Genomic DNA, 18,605 nt, shown 5'->3' with positions numbered 1-18,605 from the left:
CGGCGCCGACCGGCGAACGAATCGGCCGGCTCGGGCATACCTGGCGACGAGGATGCCCGAGGTCCCGGACGAAGAGCTCGTGGTCGCGCTGCGCGGCGGGGAGCTGGCGGCCTTCGACCGGCTCTACGCGCGCTACGAGCGGCGCCTCTACGGCTACATCCGCCGGATCGTCGGCGAGTCCGCGGTCGCCGACGACCTGTTCCAGGACACTTTTTTAAAGGTGCTGCGCGATCGCAGCTACGACCCCGCGCGCGGGCGGTTCGCCCCGTGGTTGTTCGCGGTGGCCCGCAACGCCTGTCTCATGGCCCAGCGCAGCGAACGCAGCCACGCGTCGCTGCGCGAGCGGGCCGAGGCGCAGCTGCGGCCGGCCGAGGCGGCGCCGCCCGACGCCCGGCTCGGCGAGGCCGCACGCGTGCAGGCGGCCATGGCCGCGCTGCCCGAGGCGCAGCGCCAGCTCATCCTGCTCAAGCAGCTCGGCGAGCTCAGCTACCGCGAGATCGCCGGGCTCATGGGGGTCGCCGAGGGCACCATCAAATCGCGGCTGCACGCCGCCACCCAGGCGTTTCGCCGCCTGCTGACGGAGGGAGGCTCCGCCGATGAACTGTGAAGAGTGCGACGCGTCGCTGATCGACTACGCCTACGACGAATTGGCGCCCGAGCCGCGCCGCGCGGTGACGCGGCACCTGGCCGAATGCGCGGCCTGTGCCGTGGCGTACTGCCGCCTGCGCGCCGACCTCGACGGAGCTTTGCAGGCCGCCCACGAGGCGCCGCCGCCGGCCGTGCGCCAGCGCCTGCGGGCCGAGGTCGAACGCGCGTTCCGCCCGAGCTGGTGGCGGCGCGGCCTGGCGCTGGTGCAGCGCCCGGTGCCCGCGTACGCGGTGCTCGCGGCGCTGGTGCTGCCGGCGGCGCTGTGGCTGGTGCGCGCGTCGGGGCGCGACGACCCGGCGAGCGCGACGTCCCCGCGGGTGCGCGGCTACGACGCGGCCGCGCCGCCGCTGATCCACCGGCCCATTCTCTGATCGTCGCGCTTCGACGGGCGACCGGCCTTCGCCGCGCGCCCCCGCCGTTCGACGTCACTTCGCCAATGTACACACCTGACTCTGGAGACATGTGACCATGCGCAGACCGCTCTCGCTGTTGACCCTGGCCCTGTTCGCCTGCGACCCGGCGACCGACGACGTCGCGGAGGCGCCCGAGGAGGCGAACGTCGAGGCGCCGGCCCTGGCCGAGGCGCCGGCGCCCCCGCCGGCGGAGGCGCCCCACAAGCCGCAGACCGAGGCGATGCCCGACGCGGAGCAGGCGTTCGCCAAGGCGCGCCAGCTGATCGCCGAGCACTACGTCGATGCGACGATCGACGCCGGCGCGCTCTACACCGGCGCGGTCGAGGGCATGCTGGCGCGGCTCGGGCCGCCGACCCCGCACCCGATCAACGAGCTGCTGACGCCGCGCCAGCTGGCCGAGCTGCTGCACGGCACCGGCGGGACGATCGTCGGCGTCGGGGTGATGATCGAGCAGATCGCGGGGGTGCTGGTGATCCGCGACGTCGTGCCCGGCGGGCCGGCGGCCACGGCGGGGCTGCAGCGCGGCGATCGGATCCTCGAGATCGACGGCGCCGCGATCAAGGGCAAGCCGATGGTCGAGATCGTCGACCAGATCCGCGGCCCCGCCGGCACCGGCATCGACCTGTTCGTCCAGCGCGACACCGAGGAGTGGCACGAGAAGCTGGTGCGCCAGACGGTGGCGATCCCGAACGTCGAGTCGAAGCTGCTCGGCGACAAGGTCGGCTACCTGCGCCTGCGCGGGTTCGCCGAGACGACGCCGGCCGAGTTCGACGCGGGCGTGGAAGCGCTGCAGACCCAGGGCGCCGAGGCGCTGGTGCTCGACCTGCGGGCGTGCCCGGGCGGCCTGCTCGCGGCGGCGATCGCCGTCACCGGCTCGCTGCTGCGCGATGGCCAGGCGATCGTGACCACGACGATGCGCGGGGAGCCGGCCAAGGCGGCCGCGGCCCAGGGGGACGGCCGCTGGAAGGACCTGCCGCTGGCGGCGCTGATCGGGCCCGAGACGGCCTCGGGCGCGGAGATCTTGGCCGACGCGCTGGCGGCCCACAAGCGCGCGACCTTGATCGGCGCGCCGACGTTCGGCAAGGGCACGGTCGAGAGCATCCACGAGCTCGGCAACGGCTGGGCGATCAAGCTCAGCGCCGGCCGCTTCGTCGGCGCCGGCGGCGAGCCGCTGCCGGGCCGGGGGGTCAAGCCGCACCTGCCGGTGCCGGTCGCGGCCGAGGCCCAGCCCGACCCGCTCGAGGCGGTGCCCTCCGAGGCCGACGCGGCGCTGGCGGTGGCCAGGACCTGGCTCGAAGACCAGGTGAAGTGAATATGGCTCAGGGGGCATGTCTCCGAGGACATGTTCAGAAGGATGCGCCAGCGCCCGGGGCGGCCGGCTAGCCGCCGGCCGGCTCGCGGGTGAGCGCCGCGAGCTCAGGGCGGGCGCGGACGACGTCGCCGACCAATAGCGGCATCTCGCTCTCGGCCTGCGCCCGGTCGATCGCCTCGCGGGCGCGGGCGGGGTCGCCGGCGGCGGCGGCGAGCGAGGCGAGGTCGAGCCACAGCAGCCAGCGCTCCGCGGCCTGCGGCGCGTCGGGGGGGAGGTCGGCGGCGAGGACGAGCGCGCGCTCGAGGTCGGCGCGGGCCGGGGCCGGTTCGCCGGCGCGGAGGTAGGCGCGGGCGCGCCAGGTCAGCAGGTCGCAGGCGCGGGCGCGGCTGTCGGGGGACCCGGCCGCGGGCGCCAGCGTCTCGGCGTCGAAGCTGCCGAGCACGGCGAGCAGCGCGTCGCGGGCCCGCGGGTCGGCGAGGTGGTTGACCGCGGCGATGCGCCACAGCGCGTGGTTGGCGGCGAGGAAGCGCTCCGGGTCGAGCTCGCGCAGCAGCGGGCCGAGCAGCCCGGGCTGCGCGCGCAGCCAGGTCAGCAGGGCCGGCTCGAGCGGCCCGGGCGCGTCGAGCAGGCGGCCGAGCAGCGCGCGCGCCTCGGCGACGCGGCCGACCTGCAGCAGCGCGTGGGCGCGCCACACCTGCTCGGGCGGCGCGAGCGGGCCGAGCTGCTCGAAGCTCGCCAGCGCCGCGACCGCGTCGCCGCGGACGAGCGCGCTCGTCAGGCTCGCGCGCGCGGGGTCGGCCGGCGGCTCGTCGACGGCCCGGAAGCCGCGCAGGGTCACCTGGTGGAGCTCGGCGGTCAGCCACGACGGGTCCTCGTGGTACGTGCGCACCACCAGGCGATGACGGCCGGCGGGCGGGAGCTCGCCCGTCAGCGGCTCGCGCTGCGTGCGGGAGGTGCCGTCGGGCAGGGTCAGCTCGCACGCGATCTCGCCGAGCGCGGGGATCACCGACACGCGCATGGCCAGCCGGGTGGCGACGGCGGTGCTGCGCGGCGCGAGCGGGGGCTGCTGGAAGTCGGCCAGGCGCCGCTCGCCGAGGCCGCACATGAACACGCGCGCGACGTCGACGCCCCCGCGGCTGGTGCCGATCGTGTGCACGCCGACCCACGCCGTCGGCGCGCCCGAGGGCCCGGTGTCCGCGGGGACGAGCGCGACCTCGAAGCCGCTGCTCCACTCGGTCTCGTCGATGGTGAAGTCGGCGGCGAGCTCGATCAGCTCGCCGCGCCACTCGACCGGCAGCGAGGCGAGCGGGCCCGCGGTGTCGGCGGCGATCGCCAGGCTGCGCGCGCCGGGGCGGTGGCGCAGGCCGAGCGGCTCGTGGAGGGTCCACGCGGGCGCGAGCGGGCGGTCGAAGGCGAGGTCGACGCGCTCGCGGCCGACGGCGACGAGCGGCGCCCACCGCCGCGCGATCGCCAGGCGGACGTCGCCGGCGAGCGCGGGCAGGCGCCCGAGCGCGGCCAGGGTCTGCTGCGCGCCCTCGTAGTCGCCGAGGCGGAGCTGGGTCCGCATCGCCCCCTGCAGCGCGTCGGCGGCCAGCTCGGGGGCCTCGGCGGCGCTGCGGAACAGCGCCTGGGCCTCGCGCTCGCGGCCGGAGCGCTCGCGCAGCACGGCGGCGGTGTAGTAGGCCGTGGCCCGCGACGTCGGCCGCGAGGCGCGGTGGCCGAGGTCGGCGAACTCGCTGGCGGCGTCGTCGAGCAGGCCGAGGCCCTGCAGCGTCCGCGCGTGGCGCCAGGTCCGGTTCCAGGCCGGGTCGTCGAGCTCCGGCTCCTCCGGCGGCGCCGGCGGGTCCGGGACCTCGGCCAGCGTCTCGTCGCCGGCGCCGACGACCCACAGCCGCGTGCCGCCGTCGACCTCGGCGACGTTGGCGATCAGCTCGTCGGCGGGGTCGTCGTCGAGCTGCGCGAACGCGAGGACCTGCAGCTCGCCGAGCAGCACCGGCGTGAACGCGCCGTCCTCCTCTTGCAGGTACAAGAGGGTGTGCGTGCGGTCGGCGTGCGCGAACTCGAGGGCGATGTCGTCGCGGCCGTCGCCGTTGGCGTCGCCGACCTTCGGCGGCCACGAGTCGAAGCGGAAGACGCCGGCCGGCAGCGGGGGCGCGAGCAGGTCGCGCCGGACCAGGCGGTCGCCCTCCTGGGCGTAGATGTACACCCCCGCGGGGTCGCCGTAGGGCCGGTCGGGCGGGAACACCAGGGTGCTGGCGTCGACGTGCGCGTTGTGGGCGACCAAAAGGCGCGAGCCGTTGGCCCCGCGCAGCGGCGCGAGCCCGAGGACCATGCCGAGCTTGTCGCGCGCGACGGTCTGCAGCGTCCGCGTCGCCGGGTCGAGCCGGAGCAGGCGGACGTCGTAGGCGCGCCAGCTGTTGAAGCTCGCGGCCAGCTCGGTGCGGCCGTCGCCGTCGAGGTCGACCGGCACGAGCCCGCTCGGGATCGACTCGAGCGTGTCGCTCGCGGAGTAGACGACGCGGCGCTCCCACCGGCCGTCCGGGGTCGGCGTCAGCGAGATCAGCTCGCGCGCCGTACCTGTCCCGACGTACATCTCGCGGATCCCGTCGCCGTCGAGGTCGGCCGCGGCCATGGCCGTCGGGATCGCCTCGTCCCAGGTCAGCACGGGCGCGAGGGCGTCGGCGTCGGCGCGGTAGAGCGTGGCCTGCTGCCCGCTGGCGGAGCCGCGGCCGACCGCGTACAGCGGCGTGCCCGGGGCCACCTCGAGCTTCTTCGTGCCCGCGGCGGTCGCCAGCGCCTGCACCGGCGGCAGCCCGGGGGCGCGCGCGGCGATGTGGACCGCCCGCGGGTCGTCGTGCAGCGGCAGCACCAGCACGCGGTCGGCCTCGACGTACACCCGCTCGACGTCGCGGTAGCTCGTCGCGCCGGCGCCGACCAGCGCCTCGGCGAGGGCGCGCACGCTGGCCGGGCCGCCGCGGGCCAGCTCGGCGCGGGCGGCCGCGAAGTCGCGGCGGCCGAACGCGACGTCGCGGCGCAGCGCCGCGAGCTCGGGCGCGGCGCCGGGGTGCTCGCGGTCGAGCTGGCGGAACAGGCTGGCGAGCGCGTCCCAGTCGAGCCGGGCGCGGAACAGCTGCGCCAGGCCGACGAGCGCCGCGAGCTGCTCGTCGGGGGCCACGGCGCGCACGTAGGCCGAGGCGAAGGCGGTGCGGGCCGCGTCGCCGTCGCCGTCGTCGCGCCGGCGCACCGCCTCGTGCAGCCACGCGCGCGCGAGCGCCGGGGTGCCGTCGTGGCGCGGGTCGGCGACGAACGCCTCGAACGCGCGCGCCGCCGCGGCCGCGTCGCCGACGCCGCGCGCCTCGGCGATCCGCGCCTCGGTGGCCACCAGCGAGCGCTCGGCCGCCTCCTCGACCTGGCGGCGCAGCCACTGCTGCCGCAGCTCGACGGCCAGCAGCACGAACAGCACCGAGGCGAGCGCGCTGGCGACGGCCAGCCCGGCGACGCGGAGGCGCTGGCGCCGCGCCGCCAGCGGGTCGCTGGCGAGCTGGTCGAGCAGCTCCCCCATCGCCGGGAAGCGGTCCTCGGGCCGCCGCGACAGGCCGCGGCGCAGCACCGCCCACAGCCACGGGGGCACGCGCTCGCCCGGCTCGCGCGGGGCGCCGGCGAGGACCGCCTGGCGCAGCTCGGCGAACGTCTCGCCGGCGAACGGCCGCACCCCGCACAGCGCCTCGTAGAGCGCGGCGCAGAAGCTGAACTGGTCGGAGCGCGGGTCGGCGAGCCGGTCGGCGAATTGCTCGGGGGACATGTACGCCGGCGTCCCGAGGATCGTCCCGGCCGCGGTCAGCCGCACCTGCGTGCCCTGCAGGTCGACGCCGTCGGCGGGCGTGGGCTCGTCGTCGAGGTCGCCCCACGTGACCAGCCCGAAGTCGACCACCCGCGCGCGGCCGTCGTCGCCGACCAGCACGTTCTCGGGCTTGAAGTCGCGGTGGACCAGCCCCTGCGCGTGCGCGGCGGCGAGGCCTCGACCTGCCTGGACGAACATGTCCAGAAGTTCTCGTTGCGAGCCGCCGGCCTCGCGCCAGCGGGCCGTCCACGCCCGCAGGGTGCGGCCGGCGACGTACTCCATGGCGATGAAGATCCGCCCGGCCGACGCGCTGACCTCGAAGATCTGGACGACGTTGGGGTGCGACAGCTGGGCCAGCGCCTTGGCCTCGTGGAGGATCCGGCCGTGGGCGGTGCCGCCGCGCGAGTCGGTGCGCACGCGCTTGATGGCGACGCGGCGGTCGAGCTGCTCGTCGTAGGCGACGTAGACGACGCCCATCCCGCCCTGGCCGAGCACGCGCAGCAGGCGGTAGCGCCCGAGCCGGTCGCCGGGGGCGTCGGCCTCGGCGACGCGCGCCTGCTCGAGCCCGCCGTCCAGGCCCAGGTCGTCGTGCGTCGCCGCGAGCGTCATCGCCTGGGCCGACGAGGGCGTCGGGGCGGACAGGCCGGCCGCGCTCTGTTCGACGGTGATCGCCGCCGCCCTCGCGCTCCGCGCCTGTGCCTCGGAGATCGACACGCGGCCAGTATGCCAGCCTCGCTCGGGGTTCTCAGAGGACATCGCACCGCTCCATCGCGTGTCTGATCGGGTGGCACATCGCAACGACTCCTTCGGCGCGCGACCTCGTCCGAGGCGCGCACGGCCGTGACCTCGCCGCTCGAGAGCGGCGGGCATCCAACTGTCAGCTTCGATACGCGCCGCCGCGGCGGCGCTGTTTGCGAACTCCGCTTCGCGTGGACGCGTGTCCGCGTGAAGCCTCGCCTTACCGCTCGCTCAGGCCTCGTCCGGCGGTTTACTGTCGAGGTCGGCGCGGGCCTTGGCGCCGAGGCGCGACAGGCCGATGTTGTGATCGAGGAGCACCTTGCAGGGCACGGCGACCTCGCCGTCGGCGGTCTTGAGGACCACGCAGACGCCCAAGTAGCGGATGACCACGCCCTCGACGTCGCCGACGCGGATGGTGTCGCCGGGGCGGGCCAGCCGGCTGAGGAAGTGACCGGCGACGAGGTTGTGGAACGAGTGGCGCGAGCCGAGCGCGAACGCCAGGGCGATCGCGGCCGCGGTGATCGCCGCGAGCACGATCAGCAGCGTCTCGACCAGCGACGTCTCGAGCCCGGCCTGATCGCCGGCGACGATCACCGCCACCGTCATCACGCCGTAGTAGGCGAGGTTGCCGAGCAGCTCGGGGCGGTCGACGTCGCCGCGGCGCTGGCCGAAGCCGACGGCGGCGCGCCGGACCACGCCGGCGATGCCGGCGCCGACGCACAGCACGAGGCCGGCGGCGGCCAGGCGCGGCAGGAAGGCGATCAGCGCCGCGGCGCCCTCGGACAGCGCCTCGAGCCCGAGGATGTCGGCCGCGGCGGCGCCGGTGGCGAGCAGGCCGGCGGCCCACACGAGCCAGCCGGCGAGGTGGGCCACGCCCTTGCGGACGCCGATCGCGTACAGGAGCCGGGCCGCGCCGGCGCGCTCGGCCAGCGCGTCGAGCCCGGTCTTCTCGATCGCCCAGCGCGTCATCCGGCTGGCGATCGCCGACGCGACCAGGCCGCCGATCACGACGGCGACGAACAGCGCGGCCGTGGGCAGCAGCCGGCTGGCCTCTTGTGCAAGATCCTCGAACATCACTGGTCCTCCTCGTCGTCGTGTGAATCGTCGGTGGCCTTCGCGGTCAGCAGCGAGCCGGCGATGTTGCCGGTCTCCACCGCCACCGACGCGAGCAGGGCGACCGCGCTGGGCGGCCGCACCGCCTCGACCGCCGCGACCTGATCGATCTCGTGCTTGACGCGGTCCCCGAAGTCGGCCGCGAGCGACACGAGCTCCTCGCGCAGCACCTCGAAGACGCCGTGGATCCAGTCCGAATCAAGCTCGTCCGGTGTCGCCACGTCGACCTCCCCTCTTGTCGTACTCGCGCTGGAACTCGGCCCGCGCCCGCGTGAGCCGCATCTTCGCCGCCGATTCGCCGATCTCGAGCACCTCGGCGATCTCCTTGAGGGGGAGCTCCTCGACGAAGCGCAGCACCATGATCTCGCGGTAGGGGTAGGCCAGCTCGTCGAGGACCCGTTTGAGCAGGTCGCGCTCGCCGAGCTGGCCGGTCATCGTCTCGCCGGCGAGCGACATCGGCAGGCCGCTCTCCTCCTCGTAGCGGGCCCGGGCGCGCGAGTCGCGGCGGTGGTTGAAGGCCAGGCGGCGGGCGATGACGCGGAGCCAGCCGCGGAAGCGGGACCCGTCGCCGCAGCTCTCGATCGCCAGGAAGGCGCGGACGAACGCGTCCTGGGCCACGTCCTCGGCGTCGCTCTGGTTGCCGAGCAGGTGCGTCAGCAGGCGGACCAGCCACAGCTGGTGGCGATCGACGAGCGTCTCGAAGGCCAGCTGGCCCGGGATGCCGCGCTGGGCCGCCGCTCGCACCAGCGAGGCGTCGTCGGGCTCGGTCGTCATGAAATCGCCCTGGTGTCCCCCGGCGGCCCCGATTTCGCCCTGCGAGCGCGGCATGTCAAGCGCTCCGCCCGCCTTCGCGGCCGCCGCGCGGCGCCGCGTGACGGCCTCGCAGCGGGTCGCCGGGGCCCCGCGTGCGGGCCGATTCGGCGTCGCCCGGCCCGCCGACATCGGCGTCACCGGCCCGCGCGGCGCCCGGACGGCGAGGGCCGGCGGTCCGGCAGGGCCGCGCGATTTCCCGCACGGGGACGGGGAGGCCGCCATCGACGTCGCCGGCCGCGGCCGGGGGGTCGAGGTCAAGCGCCGGCGTGGAGCCGGCCGCGCCGCCGGCGGGCAGCGCTGCGCTGCGATGCGGCGGCGTGAGGTGCATCGACATGCTGGAGTCTCCGCATTCGAATCGGTGGGGAGAGGACGCGGGCTCACGCGGCGCGTCCCGCCGGATGGGTGCATGGGAAAAGACTCACCGCAGCGCGAGGCGTCGCGCCGCGGCCGAACCGGCGCGAGCGGCGTCGCCGTCGCGCGTCCGCGGGGGCGCGTCGAACTGTAAAGATTGAAGTCTCATGGCTCCGTCTCCATGGCCCGCACCGAGGGCCGGATCGACGCGACGGTGCGACGAGCGGCCCGCGCGCGGGCGCGGCGGGCGAACAGCGAAAAGAATGTGCCAGCGAACAGCGGCCGGCCGGGGCCGGCCTCATGTCCAAAAGGACATGTACTCACTTACGGGCGACGACGGCGGCGCTGAGGATCCCCTTGCCGCTGGGGCTCGCCGGGGCCGGATCTTTCTCGAGGGTGATCAGCACGGTGAACGCCGAGCTGGGCGAGCTCACCTCGAGCTGGCCGCGGCGGTTGTCCTCGTCGTAGGCCAGCGCGCCGGCCCGCACGGCCGGCAGATCGCCGGTCACGAGCCATACGACGAAGGCTGTGGCCTCGGTGTCGAGGCGGGACGGCGGCGCGAGGTTGGTGACGTCGAGCGTCACGGCGTAGGTGCCGGTCTTGTTCTTCTTCGCCACGATCTTGGCGTCGGAGCCGAGCGCGGGCGCGTGCGTGGGGGCCTGGACGGTGGTGGCGCAGGCGGCGGTCGAGAGGAGGAAAGCGGTGAAAAGCGGAGCGATGACGCGTTGCATGATCGGAAGTCAGTCGTCGAAGGGTCTGTCGTATTCACACGGCTCGAGGCGATGGGGTCACATGAAAAATCGAGGGTGCTGCGCGGCGAGGATGTGTGTCAACGCTCGTCCCGGGACGCGGGCCATGCGGTGCGCCCCGCGCCTCGCCGAGGCGAGGGGATGGGCGCGGTGAAGGGAGGGGCGCTGTATGAGCCGGGGACGGGCGTCGAGCCGCCTACCGTATGCACACGGCCCGGGCCCTGCGGGTCACAAAAAATTTTCACGCGGGTCGCGGGCGGGCGCGGGCGGGCGCCCGCCCACCGCGCTGCAGGCGGGCAGGCGCGCGCGGGTCTGCCGACGAGGGGGTCCGCGGCGCCCGGTCCGGCGAAACCCGCAGACATCGCCGGGAGACCGCGCAGGCCGGCTCGCGGAGCGCGGTGGGGGCGGGGACGAGCGGCAGCGCCCGGCCCCCCGGGCGTCGCGTGAGCACCCGAGCCGGCGCTCGCGCCCTGTGAAGGGGGTCGCCCTTCCACGCCGGGTTCGCGGCGGACCTCGAAGCGTACGGGCTCGTCGCGCGGCTGCCGAACCCGCGGCGAGCTGGCGCTCGCGGTGTGCACGGGCGCCGCCGGACGCCGTCCTCGAGCGAGCCATACGTCTGTCGCGTCGACTGGCGCCATTCGTCCCGAATTCGCGGATGCGAGGCGGCGAATCGCTTCGCCGCGGCGAAGGCTCGCCCGCGGGCGATTCGCAGGACCCCGCGCGCCCCGGCGCGCTCGGCCGCCGCGGAGCGTCGTGAGCGACATCCATCCGCTTCGTCGCCGCGACTGCGAACCCGTCGCACCTCCGTGGCGGCCGGGTGGGATGCCCCGAGGAACGAATTCCCATGCGCTCCACCACGATCGTGCCAATCGGCGTACGATGCACAATCTCGCATCTTCGAGAGCTGCACCGCGACGTCGACGCGACTCGAGCTCCAGGCCGAGGAAGCTCAGCGGGAAGTAGGCCGCCCGCAAGCCGCCCTCGAACGACGGCCGGCGCAGGGGCTCCTGCGGTGCGGTCGCCGGGTCGTAGAAATCGTGGTAGCGGCGAATGACGGAGTCGGTGTTGGAATCGCTGGCCGGACCGACGGAGTCGGTGACCGAATCCGAGCCGACTGAATCGGTCGCGGAGATCTGTCCCTCCGTGGGCGCGGTGCCCTGCGAGTCCGAGTTGGAGTCGGAGCCGCTCTGGCTGTGGCTCGCGGACGCGGACACGCTGGCGCTCGCGCTCGCGGCGTCGGTGGCGGATGCCGGGCCGGCGGAGCCGGCCGAGTCGGACGCCGAGTCGGTGGCGTCGCCGTCGATCCATCGGTCGCTATTGCAAGCGTAGCCGCTGATCATCAGCGAAGACGCCAACGCGAACAGGCGTATTTTATAGCGTCGCATGTCCATCGTTCGATCCTCCCACGCGCCGCGGCCAGGAGACGGCGCCTCTCACCATTCTCGCTTCCGACCCTCTCATGGCTCCGATCCTCGATCAAGCGCCGACCCAAAGCCAAGACCGACCGGATCCGCAGATGTGCCGGCCGCCACAACGGCGCAGATTCGGGCGGAGCGCCGCGATCATTGCCCGCCACCGCGTAACTGCCCTCGGCGCTCCGGCGCCCGCGCTCGGCCGTTCGGCGCAAGACGCGGCTCTCGGCGAGAGAGCGCCCTGGGAGCTCATCCGGTGGGGCGCTCTGCCAGTGTTCGCGCGGCGGCATACATTCCGGCCGGGAATCGTTTCTCGTTAACGGTGTCATCCATCGCCGCGACTTGAGAGTGACGCCGCGAGCGGGCTCGACAGTAGTTCGCCTGCACACAATGGAGTCGATGCAATCGCATGGACAAACTCTCGACGATCGTTGTATGTGACGGACACGGGCGCTCGCGCTCGCCGGGCCGAGGCGGCCGTGTCCGCGTCCGCGGCGTCGCGGACCGATGTGCGGACGAGCGACCGTTGCCCACAATGAGCCGGTGCGGTGGGACACCGGCGCTGGTGTTGAATTGTCCGACACGGACGGGCGCGGCGACGATCTCGCGCCGTCGAGACACGTGAATCGGAGTTCGCCGTCGGCGTCCGCGCATTGCGCTTGAACAATGTTCCATTGGCTGGTGAGAACGTGTTTCACCGCGGCGACGGGCCGTCGCGGCGGAGGAAATTCGCCTGCACGCGAGTTAGTGTGGAGATCCGCGGGCTCGTCGACGGTCGCTTGATCGGTTGGAGCGCGTCTTGTAAGACTCCGGTCCGCCGCCGGACGAAGTCGTCGTGGATTCACCTCACCGCCCGCTTCCCGGCGCCTGGGATCATTTCTCCGAGCTCGATTTGCACCGCCTCGATCTGGCGGCGCGGATCCTGGCGCGCAAGTCCGCGCGCTGTCAGTCGCGCGACCTGCTGGTCCAGGCAGGCGAGGAGATGGCGCGCTCGGCCGAAGAGGCCAGCGTCCTGACCGCGATCGCCGTGCTCATCCGCCTCAGCGCGGCGGCGGTGAGCTCGGCCGAGGCGTCGAACGAGGCGACGATCCGCGACCACGCGGCGCGGCTGCTCGAGGCGCTCGGGGATCCCGACGACGCCGCGCTGGTCCGGGGGTGGCTGCGCCACGTGCCGTGGCAGGGGGTCGGCATGACGACGCTGCGCCGGATCCGTCGCGCGCTGCAGCGCGGGCTGTCGGCCGGGACTCCCCGTGTGCCGGTGTCCGACATCGACGGATGGAGCGATTTGCTCGACGCGCTGGCGCGTACCCTCGCGGTGGAGCGAGATAACGAGGTCTGGCTCGACGCGGCCGAGGGCGTCACCGACCCAACCGCGCTGACGGGGCGAGCCGAGGCGACGCGGGCGCTGCTGGTCGAGGGCGCGGCGCTGGTCCGCGCCGGCGGCCCTGCCTCGACGCGCCGCAACGTGAGCTCGCAGTCGGGCCAGACGGTGCGGGTGTCGACGCGAATCGTGTCGGTCCAGCCGGGCGAGACGATCGGCCGCTTCACGGTGCTCGAACGCCTCGGCAGCGGCGCGATGGGGGCGGTCTATTCGGCCTACGACCCGGAGCTCGACCGCAAGATCGCGCTCAAGATCCTGCACACCCGCGGCCAGGACAACTCGGTCCGCGGCAACGCCCGCCTGCTGCGCGAGGCCCAGGCGATGGCCCGCCTGGCGCACCCCAACGTGGTCGTGGTCCACGACGTCGGCACGCACCGGCAGGACGTGTTCCTGGCGATGGAATTCATCCGCGGCAAGACGCTGCAGGCCTGGTCCGAGGAGCGCCCGCGGAGCTGGCAAGAAGTGGTGGCCGTGTACCGCCAGGCCGGCGCCGGGCTGGCCGCCGCGCACGCGGCCGGGCTGGTCCACCGCGACTTCAAACCCGCCAACGCGATGCTCGGCGAGGACGGGCGCGTGCGCGTGCTCGACTTCGGCCTGTGCGCCACCACCACCACGCGCATCGAGTCCAACCTGCGCGCCGGATCAGGCGCCGAGTTGCCGCTGTGGGTCGGCCGCGAGTTCGTCGGCACGCCGGCGTACATGTCGCCGGAACAGTTCCGCGCCGAAGCCGTGGGCGCGGCCTCCGATCAATTCAGCTTTTGCGTGGCCTTCTACGAGGCGCTCTACGGCCAGCGCCCGTTCGCCGGCGAGACGACCCAGAGCATCGCGCTGTCGGTGGGCTACGGCGAATTGCGGGCGCCGCCGGCCGGCGCCCACGTGCCGGCGTGGCTGCTCGCGGTGGTCGCCCGCGGCCTGCGCGTCGAGCCCGAGGCGCGCTGGCCTGCGATGGAAGAGCTGCTGCGAGCGCTCGACCGCAGCCGCACGCGCGTGCGGCCGACGCTGGTCGCGGCGACGCTGGCGGCCGTGCTGGCCGGCGGCGGCGGCTACCTGGCGGCCAAGCCGGCGCCGCCGGTCGACGAGACCTGCAACGGCTCGGGGCAGGAGATCGCGGCGATCTGGGGCGCGGGCGAGCGCGAGGAGATCGATCACCGCTTCGCAGGCCTCGGCCCGTACCACTCGACCGAGCTGTGGCCGCCGATCGCCGCGGCGCTCGACCACTACGCCGGGAGCTGGATGACGGCCCACAAGGAGGCGTGCCTGGCCCACCGCCGCGGCGAGAATTCGGAGGCGCTGCTCGATCAACGAATGGTGTGCCTGGCCCAGCGCAAGGCCGGTCTGCGCGAGGCGATCGCGGTGCTGCGCGCGGCCGACGGCGAGGTCGCGGCGCGCGGGCTCGAGATCATCCGCGGCCTCCTGCCGGTCGAGGATTGCGCCGACCTGCGCGCGCTGGCCAGCGAGGCGCCGCTGCCCGACGACCCGACGCTGCGGGCGGCGCTGGAGGAGCAGCGCGCGCGGCTCGAGCGGGTCGGCGCGCTCGACCGCGCAGGTCGCGAGGTCGCGGCGATCGAGCTGGCCGAAGAAGTGGTGGCCGCCGCCGAGGCCCGCCACTCGCGGCCGGGGCTGGCCGAGGCGCTGCTCGCCCGCGCCCGGCTGACGATTCACATGAACGGCCGCTGGGCCGACGACGAGGCGCTGCTGACCCGCGCCTACCTGACGGCCTTCGGGGCCGGGGTCGACGAGACGGCGCTCGAGGCGTTGGCGCTGCGGATCCACCGGCGCAGCCGCGAGCTCGGGCAGGCCGAGCAGACGCGCGAGGACATCGCGTTCGCCCGCGAATACGCGGCCCGCCTGCAGGGACCACCGCGGCTGTCGGGCCAGGTGCTTAACAACATGGGCTCGGCGCTGCTGGCGATCGGCGACCTGCACCAGGCGGAGGTCACGCTGCGCGAGGCGCTGGCGGTGCGGATGGCGGCCCTGGGCCCGCGCCACGTCGACGTCGGCTTCACGCTGAGCAACCTGGCGCTGGTGGTCTCCAACCCGGCCGAGCGCGAGACGCTGGTGCTGCGGGCGCTCGAGATCTTCGAGACCGAGCTCGGGCCGGCCCACCCGCACAGCGCGGTGATCCGGATCGTCGCCAGCGTCTCGCTGACCGACCCGCGCATGGCCGCCGAGGTGCTCGAGCGCGGCTGCTCGGTGCTCGAGCGGTTCGCCGCCGATCGCGTGGCCCAGCGCGCGATGTGCCAGGCCCACCTCGGCCAGCGCCACGAAGAGGCGGGCGAGCTGGCGGCGGCCCGCTCGGCCTGGCGCGAGGCGGCGGCGCTGGTGCGTCGACTCGCGCCGGACGACACCGCGTTGACGCGCCCGGAGGTGGCGCTGATCCGCGGATACGCGGCGCTGCGCCTCGGCCCGACCGGCGACGAGATCGCCGAGCTGCGGGCCGCCTTTGCGCCGTCGGGCGCGGGCGGCGAATGGTGGCTGGCGGTCCAGCAGGCCGAGCTGCACCTGTGCCTCGGCCTCAACCTGGCGGCCCGGGGCGAGCTCGCCGAGGCGCGCGAGCACCTGGAGGCGGCGGTCGCCGGGCTGGCGGCGATCACCGGCGCGGCGCAGGCGCGCGACGTGTCGCTGCCGCGGCTGCTCGCGCGGGCCCGCGTCGAGCTGGCGAGCGTACTGTTGGCGACTGGTCAGGACGCGGACGACAGGCAGCGCGCGCGGACCGAGCTCGACGCGGCCGAGCAGTGGTTCCGCGGGGCCGGCGACGCGTTCGCCTGGCGCCTGGCGGCGATCGAAGGCCTGCGCGCGAAGGCCCGGGGGCGCTGAACGGCGAATCATCGCTCAAGGTGCGAGCGGGGCTTGCACGCGGATTCAGCACAGATCATTGAGTCATGACATTTGTGCTTGACGGAGACGGACGCCGGGGGCTAGTGTCCGCTGCGTCGGGGCGGGGAGGTGGTCATGCGCGGTCCGGTTCTTTGCGGCACAATCGTGGGTGTGAGTGTATTGGCGAGCGGATGCGTGGAGGCGCCTTCGGACGAGGAATGGGGGGAGGAGGCGATCGCGTCGCGCGACGGCGGGTCGACGACCTGCCCGGTGTGGCGCTGCGGGTTCAACTCGGCGGAGGTCAACGGGCGGGCCATCCGCGAGCTCAACCTCGACGGGCTCCCCAACGCCGACGGGGTGCGGATCGTCGGCTTCGTCCCGCCGGCGCTGGGGCTGCTCAGCCTGCAGAAGTTCGAGCTCGACGTCGAGAAGGGCGCGCTCGTGGCCCGCTCGGCGGGCGGGACCACGCTGCGCGGCAGCCAGCTCGTCGGCGCGACGATCCTGGTCCAGCAGCCCGGCTCGCTGCTGCCGCTGCCGATCACGGTGCTCGGCCACCAGAAGATCGATTCATGGGCCGAGGGCGCGCCGCAGGTGTCCACCTATGCGCTGGTGTACCCCGATCTCGACGCGCTCGTCGGTGTGCGCAATGTGTGTACCGGCGACCTACTCGACGTCCTCACGAGCGCGGTCACCGTCATCGGCGGCGAGACCTACGACCTCGAGACGAAGACGATCCAGCCCGACAAGCCGCGCTGGTTGACGCTCGCCTGCGCCGGCTCGGCGGCGGCGAAGCTGCAATTGATGAATTACGGCCCGCAGTCCGACTTCGACGGCGCCGGCCACCCCGCCAGCCTGGAGCAGCGCCAGGCGACGCTGCGCATGATCACCGCCGATTACTGCGGCACCGGCCACAGCTATACGCAGAACGGCACGCCCCTCCACTGGGAGAACGCGGCCGGCACGGTGGTCAGCCCCGGTGAGCTCGGCGCGGTCGAGGCGGTCTGGTCGGCCGCCGGCGCGCTCTGCCTCGAGGCCCAGCGCCTCGCCGGCGCCGAGGTGGGCTGCGACCTGCCGGCCTGCGACGCGTTCTCGCTGGCGGAAGGCGAGTGGGTCACGTACGTACCGGGCGCGTGAGGCGGCGAGCCCGGGGCAGTAGAACGCGTTCTGCGGACGGGACCTTCGCGGATCCGCGCCACGAACCGGGTCGTGGCATGAATCTTCCGAGTGCCCGGCGGCCCGCAAATTCGCAGTACCCTCCGCCGGAGGCGAGGACCTCTTCGGCGGACTTGGTCCAGACGAACGGCCTGGGTTCGTCGTTGCCGTGCTCGAGGCCGAGAGCCTGCGCGTCGACGGCCTCGTGGTCGAGCTCGATGTCGCGTTCGCGATCCGGGCCGGCTGCGACACTCGGCCCGCGCTGGTGCGCGGGCCGAGGCAGCGGCTGACGGTGGCGCCGCGCGACTCCACGGGCACGCCGCGCAAGCAGCGTGCCTGACGACCACCTTCGGTCGAGTCGGTCGTCGTGGTCGGACTCTCTCACGCTGTTCGTGAGCGCGGGTGTCCGCTCAGGGGCCGGCGGTGGCGCGGATCCTCATCGCTGCGCGACGGAGCTCCACAGCGCCTCGCCGAAGCGCTCGCGCACGGCGTCGCCGATGCTCTCGTAGACCGCGCCGGCCACGTCGTACCGGAGGGTCTCGGCCAGGCGATAACGCAGGGCCTCGACGAGGTGTTCGGGGTTGATGCTTCCGCCGAGCGTCGTCTGTTCGGCGATGACGGACCGGAGGGCGCCGCCCAGCCGCTCGCGGAGGGTGTCCTCGATTCGCTGCTTGACGAGCGACTCGAGGCGCTCGCGCACCGCTTCGCCGACGCGCTCGCGGACGTTCTCGATGATCCGCTCGCGGAGCTGCTCCATCATGAAGCCGCCGTGCTGCCCGCCGAACTGCCCGCCGTACTGCCCGCCGAACTGGCCGCCGTACTGCCCGCCGCCGAACTGGCCGCCGTACTGCCCGCCGCCGAAATGGCCGCCGTACTGCCCGCCGCCGAACTGGCCGCCGTACTGCCCGCCGCCGAACTGGCCGCCGACGAACCGCTCGGCCACGGCCGAGCGGACCGCCTCGCGCAGGCGCTCGCGGACGACCTCTTCCACTCCGTCGCGGATGAGCTCGCGCAGGCGGTCCCGCATGCCCTCGCCCAGGCGCCGCTCGAACGTGTCGATCAGCTTGTCGCGGACGAGCATGACGATGACCTCGAAATCGCCACCCTTCGCCTTCGCCTGCGAGATGGCCGCGTTCAGCGCCTCCGGGAGCCGCTCGCGGAACGCCTGCTGCACGCGCTCACGGACCGTCTCGCGCAGCCGCTCGCGGGCCATGTTGACGATGTGCTCGCGGATCTCGGGCTCGATGCGCTCGCGGATCTTGAAGGCGATGTTGTCCGTCGCGTTCCAGTCGAGAAATTGCGCGGTCGGCCCCTCGCTGAGGGTCTCACGGATCGTGTTGTGCAGGCGCTCGCGGAGGGCCTCGCCGACGCGCTCGCGGAGGGCCTCGACGAGGCGTTCATGCACCATCTCACTGAAGCGCTCGCTCACTCGATTGGTGACGGTGTCGAGGTTCATGCCGCCCGGCGCGCCATGGCCTTCGAGGAAGGCGTTGCGGATCTCCTGACCCAGGCGCTGGCGCACGAGGTCACGGACGCGATCCTTCATCGCCTCCATCAGACGATTGTGAACTGCCTCGACCACCTTCTCGCGGATCGCCTCGCGGACCCGCTCGTGCATCAGCTCGCCGAGCTTCTCGAGCTGGCCCTCGGGGATCTGGCCGCCGAAGCCGCCGAACTGCTGCCCGAATCCGCCTTGCATCTGCTGCAAGGCGGCCTGGATCGCCTGGTTGAGCAGTTGCATCTCATTGTTGTCCATCTGCTGCTTTCCCATGTCTCCTCACTCCTCGGTCGTGTTCGTTGTGCTTCGGCTTCGACGTCTTGTCGGGGCATCGCTCGCGGCAATACGAGGGCGTCTCGCCGGCTCG

Annotated in this window: 14 protein-coding genes; 7 read left to right on the top strand and 7 right to left on the bottom strand. The window is 73.9% G+C overall.

The annotated features are described in order from the left end of the window. The first annotated feature begins 52 nt into the window (after positions 1-52). From NAEX_RS09870 to NAEX_RS09860, 3 genes are all read left to right on the top strand, one after another. Positions 53-607 (top strand): RNA polymerase sigma factor, encoded by a 555-nt coding sequence (locus tag NAEX_RS09870; protein WP_096327256.1) that lies wholly within the window; start codon positions 53-55, stop codon positions 605-607. Next, positions 597-1,019, top strand: coding sequence for an anti-sigma factor family protein (locus NAEX_RS09865; RefSeq protein WP_096327255.1), 423 nt, complete (start codon positions 597-599; stop codon positions 1,017-1,019). Before NAEX_RS09870 ends, NAEX_RS09865 begins: the two co-directional genes overlap by 11 nt. A gap of 97 nt (positions 1,020-1,116) precedes the next feature. Further along, positions 1,117-2,373 carry a S41 family peptidase gene (locus NAEX_RS09860; RefSeq protein ID WP_096327254.1) on the top strand — a complete coding sequence of 419 codons (1,257 nt, stop codon included), beginning with the start codon at positions 1,117-1,119 and terminating at the stop codon, positions 2,371-2,373. Positions 2,374-2,440: 67 nt separating this feature from the next. Here the strand turns inward: NAEX_RS09860 and NAEX_RS09855 are convergent, their stop codons facing one another. The 6 genes from NAEX_RS09855 to NAEX_RS09835 form a co-directional block, all read right to left on the bottom strand. Then, the gene (locus tag NAEX_RS09855; RefSeq protein WP_170135606.1) at positions 2,441-6,928 is read right to left on the bottom strand and encodes a serine/threonine-protein kinase; all 4,488 of its coding nucleotides are present in this window, start codon (positions 6,926-6,928) and stop codon (positions 2,441-2,443) included. Between the two features lie 255 nt (positions 6,929-7,183). Continuing rightward, positions 7,184-8,026, bottom strand: a complete 843-nt coding sequence (locus NAEX_RS09850; protein WP_096327252.1) for a mechanosensitive ion channel domain-containing protein — start codon at positions 8,024-8,026, stop codon at positions 7,184-7,186. Then, entirely contained in the window at positions 8,026-8,286 is a 261-nt protein-coding gene (locus NAEX_RS09845; RefSeq protein WP_096327251.1) for a hypothetical protein, read from the bottom strand. The genes NAEX_RS09850 and NAEX_RS09845 overlap by 1 nt, the downstream gene beginning before the upstream one ends. After that, positions 8,264-8,839, bottom strand: a complete 576-nt coding sequence (locus tag NAEX_RS47580; RefSeq protein WP_170135605.1) for an RNA polymerase sigma factor — start codon at positions 8,837-8,839, stop codon at positions 8,264-8,266. The genes NAEX_RS09845 and NAEX_RS47580 overlap by 23 nt, the downstream gene beginning before the upstream one ends. A gap of 55 nt (positions 8,840-8,894) precedes the next feature. Then, the gene (locus NAEX_RS47575; protein WP_100793246.1) at positions 8,895-9,212 is read right to left on the bottom strand and encodes a hypothetical protein; all 318 of its coding nucleotides are present in this window, start codon (positions 9,210-9,212) and stop codon (positions 8,895-8,897) included. 337 nt (positions 9,213-9,549) lie between these two features. Then, positions 9,550-9,960, bottom strand: a complete 411-nt coding sequence (locus tag NAEX_RS09835; protein ID WP_096327249.1) for a hypothetical protein — start codon at positions 9,958-9,960, stop codon at positions 9,550-9,552. Positions 9,961-11,028: 1,068 nt separating this feature from the next. On the opposite strand from NAEX_RS09835, the gene NAEX_RS09830 reads away from it, so the two are divergent. The 4 genes from NAEX_RS09830 (at position 11,029) to NAEX_RS49930 (ending at position 17,080) form a co-directional block, all read left to right on the top strand. Then, positions 11,029-11,307 carry a hypothetical protein gene (locus NAEX_RS09830; protein WP_096327248.1) on the top strand — a complete coding sequence of 93 codons (279 nt, stop codon included), beginning with the start codon at positions 11,029-11,031 and terminating at the stop codon, positions 11,305-11,307. Between the two features lie 918 nt (positions 11,308-12,225). Beyond that, positions 12,226-15,588 carry a serine/threonine-protein kinase gene (locus NAEX_RS09825; RefSeq protein WP_143140951.1) on the top strand — a complete coding sequence of 1,121 codons (3,363 nt, stop codon included), beginning with the start codon at positions 12,226-12,228 and terminating at the stop codon, positions 15,586-15,588. Between the two features lie 195 nt (positions 15,589-15,783). Further along, the gene (locus NAEX_RS09820) at positions 15,784-16,722 is read left to right on the top strand and encodes an ADYC domain-containing protein (protein WP_245913657.1); all 939 of its coding nucleotides are present in this window, start codon (positions 15,784-15,786) and stop codon (positions 16,720-16,722) included. A gap of 187 nt (positions 16,723-16,909) precedes the next feature. Beyond that, positions 16,910-17,080, top strand: coding sequence for a hypothetical protein (locus NAEX_RS49930; protein WP_170135604.1), 171 nt, complete (start codon positions 16,910-16,912; stop codon positions 17,078-17,080). 96 nt (positions 17,081-17,176) lie between these two features. Here the strand turns inward: NAEX_RS49930 and NAEX_RS49925 are convergent, their stop codons facing one another. Further along, complete coding sequence (locus tag NAEX_RS49925) at positions 17,177-18,511, bottom strand: hypothetical protein (RefSeq protein WP_170135603.1); 1,335 nt, start codon at positions 18,509-18,511, stop codon at positions 17,177-17,179. Positions 18,512-18,605 lie beyond the last annotated feature (94 nt).

It is taken from the genome of Nannocystis exedens, assembly GCF_002343915.1.
GTDB classification, from domain to species: Bacteria; Myxococcota_A; Polyangia; order Nannocystales; family Nannocystaceae; genus Nannocystis; species Nannocystis exedens.
This window is presented reverse-complemented; position numbering and strand designations above follow the sequence as displayed.

Excerpts from the sequence above, each read along its gene's own strand:
- NAEX_RS09870 (WP_096327256.1), top strand. The coding sequence starts at position 53 with ATGCCCGAGGTCCCGGACGAAGAGCTCGTGGTCGCGCTGCGCGGCGGG.
- NAEX_RS09865 (WP_096327255.1), top strand. The coding sequence starts at position 597 with ATGAACTGTGAAGAGTGCGACGCGTCGCTGATCGACTACGCCTACGAC.
- NAEX_RS09860 (WP_096327254.1), top strand. The coding sequence starts at position 1,117 with ATGCGCAGACCGCTCTCGCTGTTGACCCTGGCCCTGTTCGCCTGCGAC.
- NAEX_RS09850 (WP_096327252.1), bottom strand. The coding sequence starts at position 8,026 with ATGTTCGAGGATCTTGCACAAGAGGCCAGCCGGCTGCTGCCCACGGCC.
- NAEX_RS47580 (WP_170135605.1), bottom strand. The coding sequence starts at position 8,839 with ATGACGACCGAGCCCGACGACGCCTCGCTGGTGCGAGCGGCGGCCCAG.
- NAEX_RS47575 (WP_100793246.1), bottom strand. The coding sequence starts at position 9,212 with ATGTCGATGCACCTCACGCCGCCGCATCGCAGCGCAGCGCTGCCCGCC.
- NAEX_RS09835 (WP_096327249.1), bottom strand. The coding sequence starts at position 9,960 with ATGCAACGCGTCATCGCTCCGCTTTTCACCGCTTTCCTCCTCTCGACC.
- NAEX_RS09830 (WP_096327248.1), top strand. The coding sequence starts at position 11,029 with ATGACGGAGTCGGTGTTGGAATCGCTGGCCGGACCGACGGAGTCGGTG.
- NAEX_RS49925 (WP_170135603.1), bottom strand. The coding sequence starts at position 18,511 with ATGGGAAAGCAGCAGATGGACAACAATGAGATGCAACTGCTCAACCAG.